Genomic DNA, 23,292 nt, shown 5'->3' with positions numbered 1-23,292 from the left:
TTAGGGAGGCTAATAACCGCAACGCCCAATAAACCTTAAAAACCTGGCCACTTTCCAACTTTAAACCTTAGAACTTTAAACTATATATTATGAAAATCAACACAAAAATCGGAGCTGTGATCCTAGTGCTATTTGCAATGGCATCCTGCGCACAAGCTCAACAAACAGAGACAAGAACACCCGGACATTTTACCAAAGTACACTCTGGTGGGAGCTGGGAAGTGATTTTGACAGAAGGAAACACGGAAGAAATCCGCATCGAAGCCAGAGGAGTGAGCCTAGATAAGGTCAAAACAGAAATAGATGGTGATGTCCTCAGTGTCGGTTTAGTGAGAGGGAGTTATAACAATGTCAAACTGAAATTTTATATCACTTATAAGCAACTGGAAGGACTGAAGTGCTCTGGATCTGGAAGCATGGAAGTGACTTCGCCTGTCCGTGCAGATGAGTTTTATCTAGGACTATCAGGTTCTGGGGATATTTTGATGAATACCTTGGAGGCGGACGAACTGGAAGCGTCTATTTCTGGCTCGGCTGAGATCAAGATCAAAGGAGGTGCTGTAGATGAAGCTGAAATCAAGCAGTCAGGATCGGGTGATTTTCATGGCGAAAATTTGGCTATCGGAGAACTCAACGTTTCCAAGTCTGGATCCGGTGATACTCATGTAGGTGATTTGGGAGAAATTTCCGTGAGATCTTCCGGTTCAGGAGATGTGATTTATTCTGGCAGTCCAAGACTGGGGGAGATCAAGACGTCCGGCTCGAGTAGTATTCGGAAGAGATAATATCCGTTGATCGGAAGAATTTGGCCCTGCTGATAGTTCTACAGCAGGGTTTTTTGTTACATCAAAAATCCATTTTCCACGGGGTAGGGTTCTGGGATATTTTTATCTCCAATCATTTCCAAAAGGTCTATTTCTATCGCCCGGGTGATGGAGGAGATAGGGACATCGTTGTAGGCTGATTCAAAAGGGTTTTCGGAATAGTCGCCAATGCGATCTACCAGAAAGAAAATCCAAATGATGATTCCTGAAAATGGGATAGTCGTCCAATAGTGAAGGTTTTCGGATTCGACAAAAATATCCAGCAAGCCAAAGGGGATCAATGCGCAGAAAATATAATTGATAAAAAGGCCTGTAGAAGCATACTGTCGGGGAAATGGAAAGTTTTTGATCCGCTCGGACATGCCTTGATTGGTATAGAGTCGGCTGATCAACTCATGCAGCCAGATATGCTTAAATTCTGAAAGTTTGCCTGCTTCCTCTAATGTATTCAACTCCAGACTTTGATTTTTGAGAAGCTGAGAAGCGAGGTTTGAAGTCTGCTGGAGTGACTTCAATTCTTCAGCGTTGAGGTATTTGGTGATTTCGGGAATGACTCCTTGCGTGGCTTCTTCCCTGAAATGAGGGGTGAAAACCAGCTTTTCGATCGCTCCATTGTGCTCCCAAGTTTTTCCTTTTCTCATCATGTGCTTGAGTGCAATCACCCAAGCGAGATGTCTGTAGATTAATTCTCGTTTCTTTTCGGAAGAAACATCCGCCGACAGCGGAAGAGATAAAATGCCCGTGGCAAAAGAGCGGCTTTCATTGATGATAGCCCCCCAGATTTTGCGGGCTTCCCAAGTACGGTCGTAGGAGGAGTTGTTTTTGAAACCCAGATAAAAAGCCACTGCAATACCGATCACAGATAAAGGCTGCCATGGGAGGTAAAAAGGGATTTGGGTGAATTCATAAATTAGAATGACCGCAGCGGAATATAGAAAAGCATTGAGGAGGATTTTTCTTGACCAGCGAACGGTACTCCAGATATGATAGTGCCGATTGACGTACATAGAGTTTTTTCTTCAAACTACTTATTTTCCAGCGCTTTTGCTAGCCTCAATGGTTTGGGTTTGAAAGGGAACTACCTGTAAGTTCTTAAAGATAAAACTACCTTTGGCTGAGGAGGATATTCTTGGCCATTTGTCGGTATGTATCCAAATCGGCTAAAGGCTTGTTTTCCAGCTTTGCTTCTTCATCCCAGGTTCTCATCTTCAGGGAAGCTTCAAATAGAGGGTCCTTTTCAAAAGCGATTGCTTCACTTGCAGTCATCGGGCCACCTTGGTATCCTAAGGTAGCCAAACTCGCTTCCGAAAGCTTTTGAAGGTATTCTGGATTTTTGAAAGTCAGATATCGCTTTGCCTGAACATGATTTTCGACGAGCTTGGCGATAGTTTCTGGGAAACCAAGCTGTCTCAGGTACTCAGCTCCCAGTTGCTCATGTCGCTTGGTGCCAAAGCCTCCCATCGATTCGCTTGAGCCGAGATGTGCAAATAGATGACCTATATCGTGAAAGAATGCAGCCAAAATGACTTCGTCTTCAAAGCCTTCATTTTCCGCCAACTGGGCAGATTGGCACATGTGCTCCAGCTGAGAGACGGGCTCCCCGATGTAGTCGTCACTTCCATGTTTTTCGTATAAGCCGAAAATCAAATCCAGCTTTTCATCAATACTCAAGTTTTGCAAATCCATACTTTGACTAATGTGTTTACAAATACTAAATTCAGTTTTTGCGGCTTTTATGTCAAAAAAGCAGGGTTAAGAAATTTTGAAGAATTGCTTTTGAAGAAAAATTCGTGACTTTAAATCAGATTGGTAATTTTTCGGAAATGAATTAGTAATAGAATGATAAAAAGAGAGGTTTACTATTTCTTTACCTGAGGTATACTTTTGCTAAACAGTAATTGAGTTGGTTTTGCTCTACTGGGAGGGAAGATAACTTCGGTTTGATTCCCTCTTTTTTGATAACCTCACGCAGAAGAGTCCGTTTTGACAGGGAAGTTTGAAGGTTTTACAGTTGAAATTTTTGTAGGTTAAGAAGCCAAATACAAGATCCATGGAACAGGAAGTGATCGTGCAGATCAGTAACAAACTGAAGCACATCAGAAAAGAAAGAAACTTGACTTTGCAGGAAGTAGGAGATCGAGCTGGAGTCACCAAGGGATTGATTTCCCAGATAGAAAATGGGCGGACTATTCCTTCCCTGCTGGTCTTGATTCAGATTATCAAATCTTTGGAAGTTGATTTGGATGAGTTTTTCAGCGAGTTGAGTTTGCACACGACTCAATCACCGATTTTGGTTCAGCGAAAGGAGGAGTACGAGCGATTCGAGAAAGAACCATCCAGTGGCTACATCTATCATCGGATCTTTACTAAAAAGGTAAAAGAAAGCACGATCGACATAGTTCTTCTTGAGATCGAGCCAGGCTCCAAACGGGATTTTGTGGAGACTGATGCCTATGAATACAAATATATCATAGCAGGGGCGGTGGATTATATCTTCCCGGATCAGACAATTCACCTCAAGGCTGGGGATTCGATGTTGTTTGATGGAAGGATTCCGCACAATCCTATCAATCCAGGAGGGGAATTATGTCAAATGCTGGTGGTGTATTTTTTTGAAGGAAAATAGAATAGGAGCTTTTATCCGCTCTGGAAACCCACTTAATAATCCTTGAAAGGAAGATTCTAAAAGTATTTCTGAAATTCAGGAGATTTAACCAAATAAAAACTTTCCATTTCTTTTGGTAGAAAAATTTTCATTCTACATTTGGAGCTATGTTCAAAAATCTGGTTTTACGACTTTTTATCGCCTGGATAGGTTTGTCGGTCAGTGCTTCGGCATTTGCCTCGACTAAATCCCTGTCCTGTGATGTTGAAAATCAGACCATTTCCCAATCGTTTGCTTCGAATCATGGAAGTATAGCTGGGCTGGGAGATGCCTCTTTGGATTTTGTTCAGTCTTACGTCAAGACCTATTATACACCTCAGCAAGAAATTTTCTGGGAAGTAGAAGAGGACAAGCAGCGAGACTTTATTTCTCTCAAAAGAGTGCCTTTGGATTGGGCTATTCTTTTTGAGGATTGGATTTCTGTTTTATTTGACGGACTGAGCTCCAAGTCCAAAAATTATTTTGACTTTCCCGCTGCATCCTTTCATGCAGTACCGATTCATATTTTTAAGCAGGTCTTTGTTATTTAGGATTTTTTGCTGATTTCCGGGGATTTCTAGCCCCTTTTTCTACAAATCATCAGCCCAAATAACCAGGAAGAAGCCGTCCGGCTTTTCCACAATCATTTCTGTTAAGAATCAAAATCACCTATGAAGAATTATCACATGATTCTCACAGGACTGGTTCTGCTCTATGCGGTGACCAGCTGTGGGGAAAAGCATCATGCAGAAAAACATCAGGCCACTTATCAAGTGACTCATCCTATCGAAAAGGACACCCTCGTTTATGAGGAATATGTCAGTCAGATCCACTCCATTCAGCACATCGAACTGCGCGCTATGGAGAAGGGCTATCTGCAAAATATTTTCGTGGATGAAGGTCAGTTGGTCAAAAAGGGTCAGTTGATGTTTCGCATCATGCCACTCATCTACGAGGCCGAGATGCAGAAAGCGAAAGCTGAAGCAAACTTTGCCGAAATCGAATATTTGAATACTAAAAGCCTGGCGGATAGTAATATCGTATCTGCCAATGAATTGGCCTTAGCCAAGGCTCAACTTGACAAGGCGAATGCCGAACTTTCCCTAGCAAATGCCCACTTGGGATTCACAGAAATCCGTGCGCCCTTTGATGGGATTATGGGACGATTTCATGTCCGTCTTGGAAGCTTGCTAGACGAAGGGGAGCTCTTGACCACCTTGTCTGACAACAGCAATGTCTGGGTCTATTTCAATGTGCCTGAGGCACAATACCTTGATTTTATTTCCACGGCTTCCTTGGATAGCCTTCCTGAAGTCTATCTCCAAATGGCCAATAGAAAGGATTTTGATAATCCTGGAAAAATCGAGACGATCGAATCTGACTTCAATCATGAGACAGGGAATATTGCCTTCCGGGCGACTTTTCCCAATCAAAGAGGAATCTTGCGCCACGGAGAGACCGGAAACATCAAAATGCCGGTTGAGTTTCCACATGCACTGCTGATACCACAAAAGGCGACATTTGAGATTTTGGATAAAAAGTATGTCTTCCTCGTGGATGAGGAGGGTGTCATCCAGTCTAGGGAAATCACCGTGGTAGCAGAACTTCCACATTTGTACTTGGTGAGTGGAGGGATATCCAGCTCAGACCAGATTCTGATAGAGGGATTGAGAAAAGTAGTCAATGGTGAAAAAATCCATTTTGACGTAGTCTCCCACGAGGCGGTAATGAAAGAATTAAACGGCTTACACGCTGAATAAGGTTAACCTTTAAAATCAAGTAAGATGTTTAAGAAATTCATTCAACGGCCAGTATTGGCCATAGCTATTTCTTTGGCTATTATCTTCTTGGGGATATTGGCAATCACGACGAGACCGATTTCTCAGTTTCCTCAGATCGCTCCCCCTCGTGTCAATATTTTCGTGGCTTATCCTGGATCCAGTGCAGACGTTTTAGTCAAGTCTACTCTGATCCCACTAGAGCAAGCAATCAATGGTGTGCAAGGGATGCAGTATATCATCTCAGATGCCACCTCAGCAGGGGAGGCGACGATTCAGATCGTCTTCGAACCTGGCACTGACCCCAATGCAGCTGTAGTCAATGTCAAAACACGCGTGGATCAGGTCATGAATAATCTGCCTCCGCTCGTCCAGCGGGAGGGGGTCATCATCACGCCGATCCAGCCGAGTATGTTGATGTACGTCAACCTGTTCAGTACGGATAAAAATGCGGATGAGAAGTTCCTTTATAACTATGCGAAAGTTCACATTTTGCCGGAATTGCAGCGGATTAGTGGGATGGGGCGTGCTCAGATTCTAGGAAGTAGGCAGTATGCAATGCGTGTTTGGCTCAAGCCAGACCGCATGAGAGCGTATAACATATCTTCTGAGGAAGTATTGGAAGCGATAGATGAGCAAAGTGTGATCGGGAGACCAGGTCGACTCGGCCAAGCCTCAGGCAAAACAGCCCAATCTCTGGAGTATGTGCTTACGTATCAGGGACGATTTAATAAGCCGGAGGAATATGAAAATATTATCATCAGAGCCAATGCCGAAGGTGAAATCCTGAAGCTGAAAGATATCGCTGAGGTAGAGTTGGGAAGTGAGTTTTTCGATATCTATTCCAATAAAGACGGCTATCCAGCGGCTTCCATCGTCCTCAAGCAGAATTTTGGCTCCAATGCATCCAAGGTTATCGAGGAAGTGAAAGTGAAACTCGAAGAGATGGAGCATACTTTTCCTCCTGGTATGAGCTATGAGATCAACTATGATGTGTCCAAATTTGTCGACGCTTCTATTGACAAGGTCCTACATACCTTATTCGAAGCATTTGTCTTGGTGGCAATTGTGGTTTTCTTGTTTTTGGGAGACTGGAGATCGACATTGATCCCTGCGATAGCCGTACCGGTTTCGCTGATCGGAGCATTTATGTTTATGCAGCTTTTTGGTCTCACGATCAATTTGATTACACTTTTTGCATTGGTACTTGCGATTGGTATCGTGGTCGATGATGCGATTGTGGTGGTAGAAGCAGTCCATGCCAAGATGGAAGAAAAACACCTTTCTCCTTACAAAGCAGTGAAAGAAGTCTTGGGAGAAATCAGCGGAGCAATCATCGCGATCACCTTGATCATGACAGCAGTGTTTGTACCAGTGGCATTTATGACAGGGCCAGTAGGAGTGTTTTACAGGCAGTTTTCGATTACTATGGCCAGTGCTATTGTATTATCGGGTGTAGTGGCCTTGACTTTGACTCCGGTGCTTTGCGCGATGATTCTGAAGAATAACCATGGCAAAAAGAAAAAGAAAACTCCGGTAGACCGATTTATTGACTGGTTCAATGTGCAGTTTGAAAGGCTGACTGGTCGCTATGCTAGTCTCTTGACTGTCATTGTCAATAGGAGAGTGGTGACATGGGCTATTTTGGGAGCTTTTGCACTCGGGATAGTTTTTGTCAATGAAAGTCTTCCGACAGGCTTTATCCCCAATGAGGATCAGGGACAGATCTATGCGATTATTCAGACGCCTCCGGGATCTACTTTGGAACGAACCAATGAAGTTTCCAGACAATTGCAGGCGATTGCTGAGGAAGTCGAAGGAATCCAATCTGTCTCTTCTTTGGCAGGATATGAAATCTTGACAGAAGGACGTGGCTCTAATGCAGGTACCTGTCTGATCAACTTAAAAGACTGGTCGGAACGGCAGAATTCAGTTCATGATATCATCGAAGAACTCGAAGAAAAAACCCATAACATGGGAGCTGTCATTGAGTTTTTTGAGCCACCGGCTGTTCCGGGATACGGGTCTTCTGATGGTTTTTCCCTGCGGATGTTGGACAAAAATGCCACGGTAGATTACCAGGAATTTGATCAGGTCAATGCTGAGTTTATGGAAGCGCTGAAAAAGCGACCTGAGCTTTCGGGCTTGTTCACTTTCTTTGCGGCTAATTATCCTCAGTATGAGTTGATTATTGACAATGAACTGGCCATGCAGAAGGGAGTTTCCATCGGAAAAGCCATGGAGAATCTCGATGTATTGATCGGTAGTACCTACGAGCAAGGTTTCATTCGCTTCGGTAACTTCTTCAAAGTATACACCCAAGCTGCTCCGGAATACAGAAAGCTTCCAAGTGATATTCTCAACCTATTCATCAAAAATGAAGAAGGTGAGATGGTTCCTTACTCTTCATTCATGCGAATGGAAAAAACACAGGGACCGAATGAGATCACTCGATTCAATCTCTATACTTCCTCCTCAATCAAAGGGGTGCCTGCGCCCGGCTTTACTTCCGGGGATGCGATCAATGCGATCAAAGAAGTGGCAGCAGAAACATTGCCGAATGGCTATGATATTGCCTGGGAGGGACTTTCCTATGATGAAGCCCGAAGAGGGAATGAGGCTGTGTATATCTTCATCGTAGTACTGGTTTTTGTATATCTGGTATTGGCCGCTCAATATGAGAGCTTTATCATACCGCTTGCAGTGGTCTGTTCACTGCCTGCCGGGGTGTTTGGTTCATTCCTTTTGCTCAAAGTGATGGGGCTTGCCAATGATATTTACGCCCAGATTGGTTTGATTATGTTGGTTGGGCTTTTGGGTAAAAACGCCATCTTGATCGTAGAATTTGCGGTTCAAAAGCAACTGCAAGGCTCGAGCATCTTTGATGCAGCGGTCGAGGGTGCCAAAGTGAGATTCCGACCGATTTTAATGACATCATTTGCTTTCATCGCAGGTCTTATTCCTCTTGTGATAGCGACTGGTCCTGGTGCAGTGGGCAATCGTACAATCGGTTCTTCTGCTCTTGGAGGGATGCTATTTGGAACCATTTTCGGAGTGATCATCGTACCTGGGCTTTACTATATTTTCGCTCATCTCGCCAAAGGACGAAAGATGATCAAGGATGAGGATTTTGCACCGCTAACAGAAGAACAACATGCTTAAAAGATCAATAATAACGATAGCAGGGTCGCTTTTGGTGGTAGGAATGCTTAATTCTTGCGCTCCTACGCAGGCCCTCAAACAAGAAAATAGGACTGTTCCTGATACTTATCAAGGCTCTTCTGATTCTACCAATTCAGCGGAAATCAGCTGGTCGGAGTTTTTCAATGATCCCAATCTCAAAGCTTTGGTAGATACGGCATTGGTGAGAAATCAGGAATTAAATATCTTCTTACAAGAAGTGCTGGAGTCATCTACTGAGATCAAGGCCCGTAAGGGTGAATATCTTCCTTTTGTGTCGATCGGCGCAGGTGGAGGAATTGATAAAGTAGGGCGCTATACCCGTGAAGGAGTAGTGGAGTCTAACCATGAAATTATGGAAGGCCGGGAGTTTCCGGAGCCATTAGGGGATGTGACTTTTGGTCTATCTGCTTCATGGGAGCTTGATGTCTGGAAAAAGCTGAGGAATTCGAAGAAATCCGCTGTGATGAATTACTTGTCAACAGTGGAAGGGAAGAATTTCCTAGTTACGCAAATCGTCGCAGAGATAGCCAATTCCTATTTTGAGCTATTGGCCTTGGACAATCAATTGGCCATTCTAAAGCAGAACATACAGATCCAAAAAAATGCCCTTGAAGTAGTCAAAATGCAGAAAGAGGCTGCGAAAGTGACAGAACTTGCTGTGAAGCGGTTCGAAGCGGAAGTAGCCAAAAATCAAAGTCTCATCTACGAACTCAATCAAGAGATCGTGGAAACTGAGAATAGAATCAATTTCATGTTGGGCCGATACCCACAACCCATCGTCAGAAGCTCAGCTGCATTTCCAGATTTGATGCCAAAATTGATTGAAGAAGGGGTTCCTTCCCAGCTACTTGCCAATCGACCGGATATTCGGCAAGCTGAGCTGGCATTGGAAGCATCCAAGCTAGATATCAAAGTGGCAAGAGCTGAGTTTTATCCTGCTTTCAGAATTGTAGGCGGGATAGGGTATCAAGCTTTCAACCCACGCTATTTGGTGACTACTCCTGAGTCCTTGATATTCAATCTGGCAGGGGATCTAGTAGCTCCTTTGGTCAATAGAAATGCGATCAAGGCCAATCTGCAGGCAGCCAATGCGAGACAAGTTGCTGCTGTGTATGATTATGAAAAATCCATTCTCAATGGCTATATAGAAGTAGCCAATCAACTATCCAAAATCGATAATCTCCAAGAAAGCTTTGCCTTGAAATCCAAGCAAGTAGAAGCCTTGACTCAGTCGATTACCATTTCCAATAATCTATTTAGCTCTGCAAGAGCAGATTATATGGAGGTCCTTTTGACTCAGCGTGAAGCTCTCGAATCGAGAATGGAGCTGATCGAAACCAAAAAGCAACAGATGAATGCCATGGTGGACATGTACCAGGCTCTCGGTGGAGGCTGGAATTAAAGATAAATGAAGGTTGAATGAGTACCCTAACCCGTGTTTCACGGGCGGATTGATGAGTGTGTGACCAGAAACCATCCTGCAGCGTTGCGGGGTGGTTTTTTTCTTGCCATAAAACACAAAAACCCTTCCTAGTGGAAGGGTCTTTGAATTAACCTTTAATTACAATAAGGTTTAAGGGGTAAAAAAATGTGGAAAAAAATCCCTTAATGATGTTCTAGGAAAAGCTATGAGAAAAGCTGCTTAATCACCCTATTTCAAAGGTAGTTTGGCCTAATGAAAAAAAAATACCCAGTACAGGGTATTTTTTGGTAGGGCTCTGGAGAAGTTTTCCACAAAATTTAATTTTTCTACTTATTTGTTGAATTTTACAGGGTTGGGATTTTTTGAAAGTTTTGATTCTAAAACGGAATATTTCAAAAAAATAAAAGCTAGTCATCGATCGAGAAACTGATTCCTCAGCATTCCTCCATCCTTGTAAATGTGCCTTTCAAAATTTAATTTGCTGCTGAGTAATTTTTTTACTCTGTCCGCTAGTTCCTGATGGGAGTGATCGGGCGAAGCTCTCTTCGGCTAGAAAAGAAAAGTGCTTCTATAACTCAAGTAGCCTGACAAATGTGCGAATGATCAATATTGGAGACATTCATATAATAAATATTCAGCCAGAGTGCTCAGCATTGACCTTAGTATCGAAAGAGTGCTATTTAGTCAACTTCACTTTTAACAATCTCATTTTCTACTTCAAATTTTAATCTTTTTTGCTCGAATCTCTCGTCACATCCAAAACACGAATTAAACTTCTTCTGAAGTTTTTTTCTCATCAAAATTCCGGGTACTTGCGTTCCTTGGCAAAGGAGTTTGAGGAATCAACCAATTCAGTAAGGGTGGAACTCAATCGTCTCACTGAAGCAGGATTACTAACAGCTGAGGATGAAGGGAAGACAAAAGTGTATCGTGCCAATCACTCACATCCATTTTTCAACGAGATCAAAAACATGGTATCTAAATTTCTTGGTTTAGATGAACTGATGGAGCGAATCGTGAAGCGAATGGGAAATGTGGAGCGAGCCTATATTGTAGGCGATTATGCCAAAGGTGTTGACTCTGGGACTGTGGAGATGGTTCTGATCGGACAAGATCTCGACACGGAGTATCTGGAATTTATCAAAGATAAAACTTACGAAAAGCTCAATCGGAAAGTGTCAGTTTCAATTTTGAGTGATGATCCGGGAACGATTGTTGGAATTTTAATCTATGGAAGATAGTCAGACGTTTTATATAAATTCCATTTTCAAGCTAGTAGAAAGGTTTTGCGTTATAAATGAAAAATTAGCAATGAAACGCTATTTTGTTTCTTTTAGAAAGAAAAAATCAATCACTCCTTCATTTAAAATATATTTCATTGGATGAATGATTTATAAGATTCCGTCTTCATTTCTTCTTAGATGAGACTATTTAGGATACTTTATTAAGGAGGTTTCGCTTACTGATTGAGCTTGCTTTTAGAGAGCAGCCATTTGTTATGCGGCTCATATCTTTTGAAAAAATCCCAAGCGGTCTCACTAAGCAGCAACCATTATATATTAGCTTTCATTTTCATTTTAGATTCATAAATTTTGATCTCTATTCTAATTCCCAATTTCAATAAGTCTAAATTCCTAGTACAGACTTTAGATTCAGTTCTAGCACAGGAATATGAAGACTGGGAGTGTATTGTTGTAGATGACCATAGTACTGATAATTCTTATGAAATACTTCAGACTTACCAAAAGCGGGATGAGAGATTTAAGATATTTAGGAGGCCTGACTCGACCCCCAAGGGAGCTAATTACTGCCGAAATCTAGCTTTCTCCTATTCTAAGGGAGATTTTATTCAATGGTTTGATAGTGATGATATCATGTATCCATGGTATCTAAAGGATAAAGTTGAATACTTAGAATCTCACGAGGAGGTTCCATTTGTGGTATCAAAAGGGGAATTGATTTTTGATGAAAATTTTGAAGGAAATGACAAGTTTGGTCAAAACTTTTATTCAGATGATCCTATAGAAGATTATCTAAAATTTAAGATTCTTTTTTTTTCTTCTGGGCCTCTTTTTCGTCGGGCAGTGATGGAAGAGTCGGGTTTATTCAATGTAAAACTCCAGAGACATCAAGAATGGGAATTGTTTTTTCGTGTTGTGCTAAATCATTCAAAATGGGGTTGTATCGACAAAGTAAGTTTTGGCTATTTGATTCATAATAACTCTATTACATCAAGGTTTCAGGAGAAGAAGAAAATAGTAGAGTCTGAACTGATACTTTTCCAAGTGGTATTGGGATTGCCTGTGAATAAATATAAATCTAAAGTTTCAAAGAAAACTAGAGTAAAGATTGCTTTAAAATACTGGATGGTGGCGACTTATCATTTCAGGTTGTTGTTTTCAATGAGATACTTTTTTAGTCTACTTCGAGAATTGGCAAGATCATAACTATTAATAATTGATTATTCCTTTACCATTCGATTCAGAATTGTTTGGCTATCCTGTTGGCAAGTCTAAAATAGATGATAGTTGGGATGAGCAGAAATTCTTACTTGAGGCAAGCGACTTTCGCTTGTTATATCTATTCTCTGACGAAATCGTGAAAAGATCTAATTCCCTGATTGTTCATCACGATACCAAACTAGTATTCTGGAAATCTCTTACTGAGAGTAAGCAAAAAGCTCAGCTAGATCTATATCAAGGGCCTTTGACAGATGAAATTTGCAAGCTAGCTTTTCTAAGTGGAGCTAAGTCCAGGTTTAAAACTGATCCTTTTTTTCAAAATCAAGAATTTGAAAAACTTTACCTAATCTGGATTAAGAAAGCAATTGAAAAGAAACAACTTCTGGCTTTTCCACAACTGGAGGGAATGGTGACATTGGAAGTAGAAAACGGACATGCGAAAGTGGGCTTGCTGGCAGTTTCCGAATCACATCAGGGAAAAGGGCTGGGGAGTCAATTGGTCAGTGGTGCAGAGCATTTTGCTTGGCAGCATGGTGCATCGAGTATAGAAATAGCAACGCAGGAGAGAAATAAAGCTGCCGTTAAGCTATATCAAAAACAAGGGTACGAGTTGAGCTCAAGAACCTATATCTATCATTTTTGCAATTCTTCATACTACATTGACTGAGAGTGGGTATCAAACCTTGTGTCCATTGAAGCTGTCCATAGTTTCTCCGATATATTTGGCGGAAGCAGTGTTGGATGAACTTGTTGAGCGAATCCAGCAAGCTGTTCCCACTGACCAATTTGAAATTATTTTGGTAGATGATGGAAGTCCTGATACTTCATGGCAAAAGATAGAAACTATTGCCGCTTCTAACTCTAAAGTCCGAGGAGTTAAGTTGTCTCGGAATTTCGGCCAGCACTATGCCATCACGGCCGGCCTAGATCTCGCTTTAGGTGAATGGGTAGTGGTGATGGATTGTGATCTTCAAGATAGACCGGAAGAGATACCCCGCCTTTGGCAAAAAGCACAGCAAGGCTATGATGTGGTTTTGGCGAAACGAGTCAACAGGAAGGATGGTTTTTTCAAAAAATTGTCTTCCAAGATTTTTTACCGAACCTTAGCCTGGCTGACAGGCTCTCAACAGGATGAGTCCATTGCTAATTTTGGGATTTATCATCGCAAAGTCATTCACCAGATTATCTCCATGCGTGAGTCCATACGATATTTTCCTACGATGGTAAGATGGGTAGGATTTCAGCAAACCACTATGGAGGTAGAGCATGCCGAAAATAGCCAAAGAAGCAGTAGCTATGGATACAAAAAACTATTCAATTTGGCATTGGATATCATGCTAGCTTACAGTGACAAACCAATTCGAATGACTGTCAAATTGGGCGTTTGGATTGCATTGACAGGTTTTTTGTTCGCTCTTTATACCTTGATTCGCTATTTCATGGGAGAAATCATCGTGGCGGGGTATGCAAGTTTGATCGTGTCTATCTGGGTACTGACTGGCTTTCTATTGATTACTCTAGGTGTCGTAGGTTTGTATGTAGGGAAGATCTTTGAGGGGGTGAAAAATAGACCGATCTATATCGTGGAAAAAGAAATCTAGTCTATTTTTTGACCTTACCAGTACTCAACTTATGTCTCCTTATTTTCGCAAATCATAAAATTTTTGCCGTTTATTCCTTCCCAAATCCCTTTCAATAAGCCCTATCTTTCTGGCAAAGAACTGACCTACATTCAGGATGCTGTCCAGAGAGGAAAGATTTCCGGAAATGGATACTACACCCAGCTCTGTCAGGATTTTTTTCAGGATAACTATGGTTTTGAGCATTGCCTACTGACCAGCTCATGTACTGATGCGCTTGAAATGGCTGCAATTTTATTGGATATCAGACCTGGGGATGAGGTGATTTGCCCAAGTTTTACTTTTGTTTCCTCTGCCAATGCTTTTGTATTAAGAGGTGCCAGAGTTGTTTTCGTCGATAGTAAGGAAGATCATCCATCCATGGATGAATCCCAGCTTGAAAGCCTCATCACTCCCAAAACAAAAGCGATCATTGTAGTTCATTATGGGGGAGTCCCCTGTGATATGAATGCTATTATGATCTTGGCTGAGAAGTACGGTGTCAAAGTGATAGAAGATGCTGCTCAGGCTATCGACCAAAAGTTTCAAGAGAAGCCGCTCGGTGGAATTGGTCATATTGGGGTGTTTAGTTTTCATGAAACTAAAAATATCCAATGTGGGGAAGGAGGGATGATTTGTATCAATGATAGTTCTCTCTCTGAAAGAGCTGAAATTATTTGGGAGAAAGGTACAGACAGAGCTGCATTTTTCAGAGGTGAGGTTGGAAAATATGGCTGGAAAGATCTGGGAAGTAGTTTTTTGCCATCCGAGTTGAATGCAGCCTACCTCTATGCTCAGCTAGAATCTTTGACTTTCATTCAGAATAGAAGAAAAGCAATTTGGAAGGAGTATTACGGTTTCCTACAGGATTCGAGCTTTGACTGCATGCTACTTTCTAAGGAATATCTCTCAAGCATCAAAGAAGGGTTTGAAGAAAATCTAAAGAATAGTTCACTCGATTTTTTACTTCCTGATCCCTCTTTGATGGCTAATGCCCATCTATTTTTCTTGATGTTTGAAGACTTGGAAAATAGAGCTCATTTTGCGGATCAAATGAAGCAGAAAGGAATCCTGACAGTATTTCATTACCAAAGCCTTCATCGATCCACTTTTGTACAAAGAAATTTCCCTGACCAATACCATCGGCATTTGCCTAATTCCGATCGATTTTCAGATAGGTTGATTAGACTTCCACTTTTTTATGAATTGCCTGAAATGTCAAATGCATTTTTAGGTGAATAGCGTGTCTTTCTGATTCAAAATCAGGAACTTATTTTTTTAAAAATACTCCAAGAGCAAGGCTAAAATACTGTATAAGCCTTGCTTATCTCTGGCTATCCTGTTCAGAGAATTTATTCCCATTTTAATTCCAATCCATTCATTTTGCCCACCTGCGGACAAAAGCGTCCGATTGATTTTTTACAAAAAACAAGAAAAGTGGCTTTTGGGCTGATTTAGCGGGGTTTTTCCTTGGCACGATTTCGTATCTACTAGTGGGACAATACACCCCGGAAATATCTTTCAGAAAGAAGATACTGGATATCCCCATAGATACCGGTGGAGAAAAAAGGATATAGAACATAGAAAGAGAAGGTTGGGGTGAATTTCCCGATCCGCCACGGCGGACAAGTAGTTAAAATTTTCCTATTCAATGCTGAAAAATTACTTCAAAATCGCCTGGAGAAGCCTCAAAAAGAACAGGTTGGTGTCTATCATCAACATTTTGGGATTGGCAATGGGGATAGCCACTTGTCTGGTGATTGCCTTGTTTGTCTTTGATGAACTGAGCTATGATCGCTATAGCGAGCATTCGGACAGGATCTATCGGGTGAATCTTCAAGCCAAACTTGGTGATGAAGCACTCAACGAATCCAGTGTAATGGCTCCCGTCGCCGCTACTTTTGTAGATGAGATAGCTGGAGTGCAATCGGCTACTCGGATCAGCAATGTGCATCACCAAACCAAATTGGAAGTCGATGGGCAAAAATTGAGAAAGGGAAGAACGGCCTTTGTCGATCCAAATTTCTTTGACCTGTTTACTCTGAAATTCTTACAAGGGAATCCTCAAACAGCACTTAATAAGCCCAATTCCTTGGTCATCACTGAAGATCAGGCATCGGCTCTTTTTGGGAAAAGTGATCCGATCAATCAGGTGGTGAAACTCCAGGATATCGGTTACTATGCTGGAGAATATCAGAGTCTGGCAGGGGACTATACGGTGACTGGTGTTGTGGAAAATGTACCAACCAATTCCCATTTTCATTTTGAAATGTTTGCCTCGATGCTGGGAAATCCGGACTCCAGAAATCAAAGTTGGATGTCAGGAAGCTATTCCACCTATATCCTCCTCGATGAAGGGACGGAAGCAGAAGAGGTTCAGGCTAAAATTCCTGCGTTGGTACAGAAATATATGGAAGGGCAGATGAAGGAAAGTTTGGGAATGGGCCTCGAGGAGTTTTTTGAAAAAGGAAACTTTGTCTACCTCACCTTACAGCCCCTCACGGACATCCATTTAAGTACACTTTTCAAAGGAACCGGGCAGTTTGAGGCAGGAGGAGATATCAATACGGTGTGGATTTATGTGGCAGTTGCGGTATTTATGCTCCTGATCGCATGCATCAATTTCATGAACCTCTCCACTGCTGGAGCCTCTCAGCGTGTCAAAGAAATCGGAGTCAGAAAGGTAATGGGTTCTGACAAAAAGCATTTAATCTACCAGTTTTTGGCAGAGTCCTTTGTAGCTATCCTAGTAGCATTGGTGCTGGGCGTTTTGTTCAGTGCCATTTCTCTCCCGTTTTTCAATGAGTTTGCCTTGAAATCACTGAAGCTGTCTTCTTTGGTTTCGCCTACATTTTTACTGGCGATCGCATTGATGGTAGGATTGGTTACGCTTGTGGCGGGAGGTTATCCGGCGTTTTTTCTTTCAGGTTTTAGACCGATCGAGTCTCTCAAAAAGAAAGTAACAGCATCTCGCAAATCCGGCATTCGTAGTGGCTTGGTGGTATTTCAGTTTGCCATTTCTTCCAGCTTGATCATTGCTACTCTGGTGGTTGCCAGGCAGATGGATTTTATACAAAAGAAAGACCTGGGCTATGAGCGGGAGCAATTGATCGTTCTTCGTGAAGCTGGTTTGATCGGAGAGCATCTGGATGTATTCCGGGATCGGATCAAAAATGATCCTCGGGTGAGCAGCGTGACTAAATCAGCCTATATTCCTGCTGGTCCCACGGATACCAGCGTGCACAATCTTTTTTTTGAGGATGCTCCAGCCAATTCATTGCGAGTCATGCGCTATGGAATTGATGAGGAGTATTTGGAAACGTTAGGCATGGAACTCGTTGCGGGGAGAAATTTCTCTGCTGACTACGGCAATGAATCCAATAATATCCTGATCAATCAGACTGCAGCAGAGGACCTTGGGATCTCAGACGATCCAATCGGGAAAACTTTTGAGGTGATGACGGACAATCAAGGCGGGCGTGAACCCGTGAAAGTGATCGGTGTGGTCAAAGATTTTGTGGCCAGATCACTCCGCGAACCGATCAAACCGCTGATGATGACCTATAATCCTTACTACAGTCTTATGATCAAAGCCAAGCCTGGAGATCTGGTCGGACTTCTTTCTGATTTGCAGACTTCTTGGGATGAATTTGGAACAGGAGAGCCTTTTACTTATTCATTTTTGGATGAGTTGTATAATGAGACTTATGTGCAGGAAACCCGCATGGGGTCATTCCTGACGATTTTGGCTGTGCTTACGATTTTCGTGGCTTGCTTGGGTTTGTTTGGGTTGGTTACCTACACTGCTGAGCAGCGGTTCAAAGAGATTGGTGTTCGCAAAGTTCTGGGATCTAGCTCTGCTCAAATTGTGGCTTTGTTGGCTCGGGATTTTATCATGCCGGTGACATTATCTTTCTTGATTGCTTTTCCTATTGGCTATTTTCTGATGGAAAAGTGGCTGCAGCAATTTGCCTATCATGTGGATTTGGAGTGGTGGGTCTTTGTTTTGGCAGGCCTGATGACGTGTCTTATTGCACTCGTAACGATTTGTTCCAGAAGCCTGAAAGCCGCTCTGATGAATCCGGTTGAAAGCTTGAAGAGTGAATAGAGAGAATCAAGAATCTAGACATTAGACATAAGAATTTAGAAATGAGAATGGACAAAAAGAGATTGGGAACCAATTGCGACCAATCTTCCAATTTTATAATTATTTCAACATGCTGAAAAACTACCTTAAAATCGCCTGGAGAAGCCTTTTGAAAGCCAAAGGGTTTTCCTTGATCAATGTTTCAGGCCTGGGAATAGGCATAGCGGCTTGCTTGCTGATAGCTGTTTATATCATCCACGAGACGAGCTATGATCAGTTTGTTCCAAATTCAAAAAACATTTACAGGGTAGTTCGTCAGTTTGATTTCGAGCAGGGGACTGAGAGAAGCGTGCATTTCTCCGCCAACATGGCTAGAACTGTCAATTCGGATTTTGATGAAATCGAACAAGCCGGAAGGCTCTTGGACAATGATCTTTTCTATGGGGCCGGCTCCAATGAAATCCAAATCGACGATGATCCCATGCACCATCACGAGGAGCATTTTGCCTATGCGGATCAAGCTATTCTGGATATTTTCAATATTCCGATGATCTATGGCAATGCCAAAAGTGCCCTTGTCGAACCCAATACGATTGTCATATCGGAGTCCGTTGCAAAGAAGTTTTTCAAAGGACAAAATCCCATTGGCCATACCATTTACCTGAATGGAAATCGGGAAGATCCTCGCAAGATCTCAGGCGTGATGCATGACTTTCCAACTAATTCTCACATGGATTACAAGTACTTTTTGACCTTGACGGGAATGGAATTCGAACCGGGAGAACAGGATCGATGGACTCAGAATAACTATAAAACTTATCTGGCACTTCGGCCCGATGTGAATGCAGAAGTCTTTGGCAAAACGCTTGGCTCTACAATCATCTCGAAATACATTCAGCCGGCATTTGTCATGCAGGGAAGGGCGCTTCCAGACAATTTTGAGCAAATGTACAGCATGTACCTTCAGCCGATGGGTGATATTCATTTGTACTCTGCCGCAATAGAGGACGAGAGTAGTTTTCGAAGTGATATCAAGATTATTTGGGTCTTTGGGACGGTAGCTTTGTTTATTCTCATGCTGGCTTCTATCAATTTCATCAATCTGTCCACAGCCAGATCGGCTAATCGTGCCAAAGAGGTAGGCTTACGCAAAGTGGTAGGTTCTGGTCGTACCAATTTGATTTTTCAGTTTTTGGCCGAATCCATGTTGGTTTCGCTTTTGGCATTTATAGTAGGAGTGCTCTTGGCTGAGATTTTCCTTCCCCTTTTCAATGAAATGACAGGCATAGCATTGGTTTTGCCATGGGATCAGTGGCAGTTTGTTCCGATTCTTTTGGGCTCAGCCATGCTCGTGGGAGGGATGGCAGGATTCTATCCGGCGATCTATCTTTCTGGTTTTTCTCCTATCAATGTGCTCAAAGGAAAATTGCGACTGGGAAGTAAATCCGGTGGCCTTCAGAGCAGCTTGGTAGTGTTTCAGTTTACCGTTTCCATTATCCTGATCATCGGCACACTGATCATCAATCAGCAATTATCTTTTATCCTGACTTCCAAAGTTGGGTTTGAAAAAGATCAGGTGATCCAGCTCTACGGTACCAATATGCTGGGCCATAAAGATGAGCTTTTCAAGGAGGAATTGAGTCGAATCCAAGGGGTGTCTTCCGTGACTATCAGTGATTATTTGCCTTTGGAAAATACGAAGAGAAACGGTAATTCCTTTGTCAACGAAGGCAAGGAAAATATCGATGTGACTGTCGGTGCGCAAGCTTGGCAGATAGACGAGGATTACCTGTCCACTTTGGGGATCGAACTGGTGGAGGGAAGGAATTTTGACGCAGATAAAGAGTCTGACAAGAGTGCTACCATCATCAATGAACAAATGGTGAAGGAGCTCAATCTGACAGATCCGATCGGAAAGCGGATTTCCCGATATGGTCAGTTGAGTGAGGTGATTGGAGTCGTCAAGGATTTCCGCTTTGACAATATGAAGCAGCGTGTCGAGCCACTCGCACTGTTTCTGGGGAAAAGCAATACCATTTTTTCTGTCAAATCAGAAGCCGCTGATATGCCTACACTGATTGCAGATCTCGAGGGGAAATGGAACCAATTTGTCCCCAATCTGCCATTCCGCTACGCATTTATGGATGAGTCTTTTGCGCAGATGTATGATAATGTCCGACGGGTCAAAATGATCTTTACAAGCTTCGCTATACTGGCGATTTTCGTAGCCTGTTTGGGTTTGTTTGCTCTGTCGGCCTTTATGGTCGAGCAGCGAAGCAAGGAAGTGAGTATTCGCAAGGTGCTGGGGGCTACTTTCCCCGGGATTTTTGGAATGCTCACCCAAAAGTTTCTTTGGATGGTTTTGGGATCGCTGCTTATCGCCTGCCCTATAGCCTTTTACATGATGGAGAATTGGCTCCGAGATTATGAATACAAAATAGAAATCGGCTGGCAGGCATTTGTTCTTTCAGGGGCTCTAGCTGCTGGCATGGCTTTGCTGACGGTGAGTTATCATGCGATCAAATCCGCCCGAGTCAATCCTGTGGAGAGTCTGAAGGGGGAGTGATTGGTTAGGGTATCTGGTATATAGAATTGAGAGTCAAGAATCTATACTTAAGACAAAAGATTAGAGAAAAGAGATTAGAGAATGGAGAAAAGAGATTGGAGAATGGAGAAAAGAGAATTGGAAGAAATCGAGGCTAATTTTTCAATTTTCCAATCCGCCACGGCGGACAAGTAATTCCAATTTTGAAATTAGATCATCATGCTAAAAAACTATCTTAAAATCGCCTTTAGAAACATCAGGAAGAATAAGCTCTTTTCTTTTCTGAATATTGCTGGCTTGGCTATAGGTATGGCGGTGTGTATCCTGATTTTGCTCTTTGTGAATTACGAGCGGGGTTTTGATGGGATTCATACCAAGAATATTTATAGGCTAAATGAAGTTCAGAAATGGGAGGGAATGGTGGCTCCTCAGAATGTAGCGCTTTCCATGTATCCCATGGGGCCTACTTTAATAGAGGAATTTCCTGAAATTCTCAATTTCACCAGGGTGAGGCCAGGAAATCGCTTGACATTCGAACTGGAAGGAACTACTCCTTCCATTGAAGAATCGCTTTGGGCAGATTCCTCATTTTTCCAGATTTTCGATTTCAAACTGATCGAAGGAAATCCAAATTCGGCATTGGCTGAACCTCGAACTATAGTTCTTACAGAATCAGGAGCAGAGCAACTATTTGGGAATGAACCAGCGATGGGGAAGATTCTTCAGGTGGCAGAGGAGGATAGCTTATTTTTTACTGTTACGGGAATAGTGGAGGACATTCCGAAAAACTCCCATTTGAGATTTGATGCACTGACCTCTTTCAGCACCTTCGCCGGTCCCAGAAATATGGAGAATTGGGGAAGTAATTGGCTGACAACTTATCTCGAGCTGGTGGAAGGAACTGATCTTGCCACATTGGAAGAGAAATTTCCAGACTACCTCAAATCACATATGGGAGAAGATCGAGCTCAAGGCTATGAGTTGTTTTTGCAACCCTTGAATGAGGTTCATGATGGCTCCAAAGACATCACCCATGATTATGTGAATTTTCAAAAATTTGACGGAGCCTATACCCAGATATTCTTTTATATCGCTCTGATAGTACTCTTTATTGCGGGAATCAATTTCGTGAATTTATCTTCCGCAAAGTCGATTGGAAGAGCTTTGGAGATCGGGGTGAGAAAGGCCTCAGGCGCCTCCAAACAGCAATTGTATAGCCAGTTTATCAGTGAATCCATCTTGATCAGCATGTTTGCGATGGCTTTGGCGGTGATGTTGGTTTACTGGGCAATCCCATTTCTAAGTGAATTCAGCCAGCGAAGTTTGAATTTTCCACTTTTCACAGATCCCGTTTTACTTGGCTTAGTGATCTTGGGAGCATTGGCAGTTGGGATACTGTCGGGTATTTATCCAGCGGTTTTCCTTTCCAGTTTTCAGCCTGTCAAAGTGCTCAAAGGTTCTGCGGAGTCTGGCAAAAGAAAGTCTGAATTCAGAAATGTCCTCGTCATAGTTCAGTTTAGCTGTGCCATATTTTTGATTATCTCCACCTTTTTTGCCACCAGACAGGTGAGGTATATGCAGGACAAGGATTTGGGCTTTTCGCATGAGCAGGTAGTGACCTTGCCGATTGGAGGACGTTATTCGGATCGCTATGATGTTCTAAAAGAAAATTTGCTGGCAAACTCCCTCATTCAAAGCGTTACTGCCTCGGGTCAGCGATTGGGAAATAATTTGCATCAGACCTCGGTGACTTTTCATGGGGAAGGACCAGCACGTAGTTTGGCAACTTCACAGGTAGTGGTCGATGAAGATTTTCTAAATGTATATCAGATCGAGCTGATCGCGGGAAGGAATTTCACCAACTCCGAAGCTGACAAAGGAAGAACCTATCTGATCAATGAGTCTTTGGCAAATGAGCTTTTGCAGAATGAGGGTGGGGGAAAGGATCTGGAGTCTTTGATAGGTTCAGAGTTTGGGTTTAGCGGGATGGATTCAGCAGCAAGCATAGTGGGGATAGTGAAGGATTTTAACTTCAATTCCCTGCATCATCAAATAGAAACACTGACTTTGTTCAACAACAAAAACTGGGGATACGAGGAAGTATCTGTGAAAATCAGTGCTGATCAGGTGCCAGAAGCTTTGGCGCATATGGAGTCTGTTTGGAATGAAATCATTCCAGAACGTGAATTTGAGTATCAGTTTCTAGATGATCATTTTACCGAATTGTATCGAGCTGATCGGACAGTAAATGCCATCGTGGGCATGTTGACAATCTTATCCATTTTGATTTCCTGTTTGGGACTTTTTGGTTTGGCTACTTTCTCCACCGAACAGCGAGTCAAGGAAATAGGCATTCGAAAAGTACTGGGAGCGTCCGTGGCAGGAGTGGTGGCTATACTTTCCAAAGATTTTATCAAGCTGGTTGTTCTATCTCTCTTGGTCGCCATCCCGATTTCTTGGTATGTGGTGGATCAGTGGATTCAGGATTTTGCCTTTAGGATCAATCTGGACTGGTGGGTATTTGCAGTTGCCGGCGTTTTAGCCATCGTGGTTGCTTTGGCCACGGTCAGTTTTCAGGCTATCAAAGCGGCTTTGATGAATCCAGTTAAGAGTTTGAAAAGTGAGTAGAGGGAATCAAGAATCGAGAACCAAGAATCAAGACGTAAGACATAAGATAAGAGAAGAGAGAAAAGAGATTGGAGATTCTAGTTTTCCAACCTTTTAACC

Annotated in this window: 16 protein-coding genes; 14 read left to right on the top strand and 2 right to left on the bottom strand. The window is 42.5% G+C overall.

The window, feature by feature from the left end; all coding sequences use genetic code 11:
• Nucleotides 1-89 precede the first annotated feature (89 nt).
• Nucleotides 90-785, top strand: coding sequence for a head GIN domain-containing protein (locus tag G460_RS0105965; protein ID WP_026954501.1), 696 nt, complete (start codon nucleotides 90-92; stop codon nucleotides 783-785).
• Between the two features lie 56 nt (nucleotides 786-841).
• Here G460_RS0105965 and G460_RS0105960 read toward each other — a convergent pair whose 3' ends face one another.
• Together G460_RS0105960 and G460_RS0105955 are read right to left on the bottom strand one after the other, a co-directional pair.
• On the bottom strand, nucleotides 842-1,831 hold the full coding sequence (locus G460_RS0105960; protein WP_026954500.1) for a bestrophin family protein: 990 nt from the start codon (nucleotides 1,829-1,831) through the stop codon (nucleotides 842-844).
• A gap of 97 nt (nucleotides 1,832-1,928) precedes the next feature.
• Complete coding sequence (locus G460_RS0105955) at nucleotides 1,929-2,510, bottom strand: phosphonate degradation HD-domain oxygenase (protein ID WP_211226738.1); 582 nt, start codon at nucleotides 2,508-2,510, stop codon at nucleotides 1,929-1,931.
• 364 nt (nucleotides 2,511-2,874) lie between these two features.
• On the opposite strand from G460_RS0105955, the gene G460_RS0105950 reads away from it, so the two are divergent.
• From G460_RS0105950 to G460_RS0105885, 13 genes are all read left to right on the top strand, one after another.
• Entirely contained in the window at nucleotides 2,875-3,450 is a 576-nt protein-coding gene (locus tag G460_RS0105950; RefSeq protein WP_026954498.1) for a helix-turn-helix domain-containing protein, read from the top strand.
• A gap of 146 nt (nucleotides 3,451-3,596) precedes the next feature.
• Nucleotides 3,597-4,019: a hypothetical protein gene (locus G460_RS0105945; RefSeq protein WP_026954497.1), complete on the top strand. Its 423-nt coding sequence runs from the start codon at nucleotides 3,597-3,599 to the stop codon at nucleotides 4,017-4,019.
• 120 nt (nucleotides 4,020-4,139) lie between these two features.
• A complete protein-coding gene (locus G460_RS0105940) occupies nucleotides 4,140-5,228 on the top strand; it encodes an efflux RND transporter periplasmic adaptor subunit (protein ID WP_026954496.1) in 1,089 nt (362 codons plus the stop codon).
• 24 nt (nucleotides 5,229-5,252) lie between these two features.
• Nucleotides 5,253-8,408 carry an efflux RND transporter permease subunit gene (locus G460_RS0105935; protein ID WP_026954495.1) on the top strand — a complete coding sequence of 1,052 codons (3,156 nt, stop codon included), beginning with the start codon at nucleotides 5,253-5,255 and terminating at the stop codon, nucleotides 8,406-8,408.
• Nucleotides 8,401-9,831, top strand: coding sequence for a TolC family protein (locus G460_RS0105930; protein WP_026954494.1), 1,431 nt, complete (start codon nucleotides 8,401-8,403; stop codon nucleotides 9,829-9,831). The genes G460_RS0105935 and G460_RS0105930 overlap by 8 nt, the downstream gene beginning before the upstream one ends.
• Nucleotides 9,832-10,586: 755 nt before the next feature.
• Nucleotides 10,587-11,093 (top strand): winged helix-turn-helix domain-containing protein, encoded by a 507-nt coding sequence (locus G460_RS0105925; protein WP_026954493.1) that lies wholly within the window; start codon nucleotides 10,587-10,589, stop codon nucleotides 11,091-11,093.
• A gap of 351 nt (nucleotides 11,094-11,444) precedes the next feature.
• Nucleotides 11,445-12,299, top strand: a complete 855-nt coding sequence (locus tag G460_RS22600) for a glycosyltransferase family 2 protein (RefSeq protein ID WP_026954492.1) — start codon at nucleotides 11,445-11,447, stop codon at nucleotides 12,297-12,299.
• 10 nt (nucleotides 12,300-12,309) lie between these two features.
• Complete coding sequence (locus tag G460_RS0105915; RefSeq protein ID WP_026954491.1) at nucleotides 12,310-12,981, top strand: GNAT family N-acetyltransferase; 672 nt, start codon at nucleotides 12,310-12,312, stop codon at nucleotides 12,979-12,981.
• A gap of 25 nt (nucleotides 12,982-13,006) precedes the next feature.
• Nucleotides 13,007-13,915 carry a glycosyltransferase family 2 protein gene (locus G460_RS0105910; RefSeq protein ID WP_026954490.1) on the top strand — a complete coding sequence of 303 codons (909 nt, stop codon included), beginning with the start codon at nucleotides 13,007-13,009 and terminating at the stop codon, nucleotides 13,913-13,915.
• A gap of 63 nt (nucleotides 13,916-13,978) precedes the next feature.
• Nucleotides 13,979-15,175 carry a dTDP-4-amino-4,6-dideoxygalactose transaminase gene (rffA, locus tag G460_RS0105905; RefSeq protein WP_084421172.1) on the top strand — a complete coding sequence of 399 codons (1,197 nt, stop codon included), beginning with the start codon at nucleotides 13,979-13,981 and terminating at the stop codon, nucleotides 15,173-15,175.
• A 409-nt stretch (nucleotides 15,176-15,584) separates the two neighbouring features.
• A complete protein-coding gene (locus G460_RS0105900; protein ID WP_026954488.1) occupies nucleotides 15,585-18,041 on the top strand; it encodes an ABC transporter permease in 2,457 nt (818 codons plus the stop codon).
• A 109-nt stretch (nucleotides 18,042-18,150) separates the two neighbouring features.
• Nucleotides 18,151-20,586, top strand: a complete 2,436-nt coding sequence (locus tag G460_RS0105895) for an ABC transporter permease (RefSeq protein ID WP_026954487.1) — start codon at nucleotides 18,151-18,153, stop codon at nucleotides 20,584-20,586.
• A 198-nt stretch (nucleotides 20,587-20,784) separates the two neighbouring features.
• Nucleotides 20,785-23,193 carry an ABC transporter permease gene (locus G460_RS0105885; RefSeq protein WP_026954486.1) on the top strand — a complete coding sequence of 803 codons (2,409 nt, stop codon included), beginning with the start codon at nucleotides 20,785-20,787 and terminating at the stop codon, nucleotides 23,191-23,193.
• Nucleotides 23,194-23,292: the final 99 nt, after the last annotated feature.

It is taken from the genome of Algoriphagus vanfongensis DSM 17529, assembly GCF_000429465.1.
Taxonomy (GTDB): Bacteria; Bacteroidota; Bacteroidia; order Cytophagales; family Cyclobacteriaceae; genus Algoriphagus; species Algoriphagus vanfongensis.
The sequence above is the reverse complement of the archived record's forward strand: the minus strand, read 5'-3'. Positions and strand labels throughout refer to the sequence as shown.

What these genes read in the sequence shown, in the direction of transcription:
- G460_RS0105965 (WP_026954501.1), top strand. Translation starts at nt 90, where the DNA reads ATGAAAATCAACACAAAAATCGGAGCTGTGATCCTAGTGCTATTTGCA.
- G460_RS0105960 (WP_026954500.1), bottom strand. Translation starts at nt 1,831, where the DNA reads ATGTACGTCAATCGGCACTATCATATCTGGAGTACCGTTCGCTGGTCA.
- G460_RS0105955 (WP_211226738.1), bottom strand. Translation starts at nt 2,510, where the DNA reads ATGGATTTGCAAAACTTGAGTATTGATGAAAAGCTGGATTTGATTTTC.
- G460_RS0105950 (WP_026954498.1), top strand. Translation starts at nt 2,875, where the DNA reads ATGGAACAGGAAGTGATCGTGCAGATCAGTAACAAACTGAAGCACATC.
- G460_RS0105945 (WP_026954497.1), top strand. Translation starts at nt 3,597, where the DNA reads ATGTTCAAAAATCTGGTTTTACGACTTTTTATCGCCTGGATAGGTTTG.
- G460_RS0105940 (WP_026954496.1), top strand. Translation starts at nt 4,140, where the DNA reads ATGAAGAATTATCACATGATTCTCACAGGACTGGTTCTGCTCTATGCG.
- G460_RS0105935 (WP_026954495.1), top strand. Translation starts at nt 5,253, where the DNA reads ATGTTTAAGAAATTCATTCAACGGCCAGTATTGGCCATAGCTATTTCT.
- G460_RS0105930 (WP_026954494.1), top strand. Translation starts at nt 8,401, where the DNA reads ATGCTTAAAAGATCAATAATAACGATAGCAGGGTCGCTTTTGGTGGTA.
- G460_RS0105900 (WP_026954488.1), top strand. Translation starts at nt 15,585, where the DNA reads ATGCTGAAAAATTACTTCAAAATCGCCTGGAGAAGCCTCAAAAAGAAC.
- G460_RS0105895 (WP_026954487.1), top strand. Translation starts at nt 18,151, where the DNA reads ATGCTGAAAAACTACCTTAAAATCGCCTGGAGAAGCCTTTTGAAAGCC.
- G460_RS0105885 (WP_026954486.1), top strand. Translation starts at nt 20,785, where the DNA reads ATGCTAAAAAACTATCTTAAAATCGCCTTTAGAAACATCAGGAAGAAT.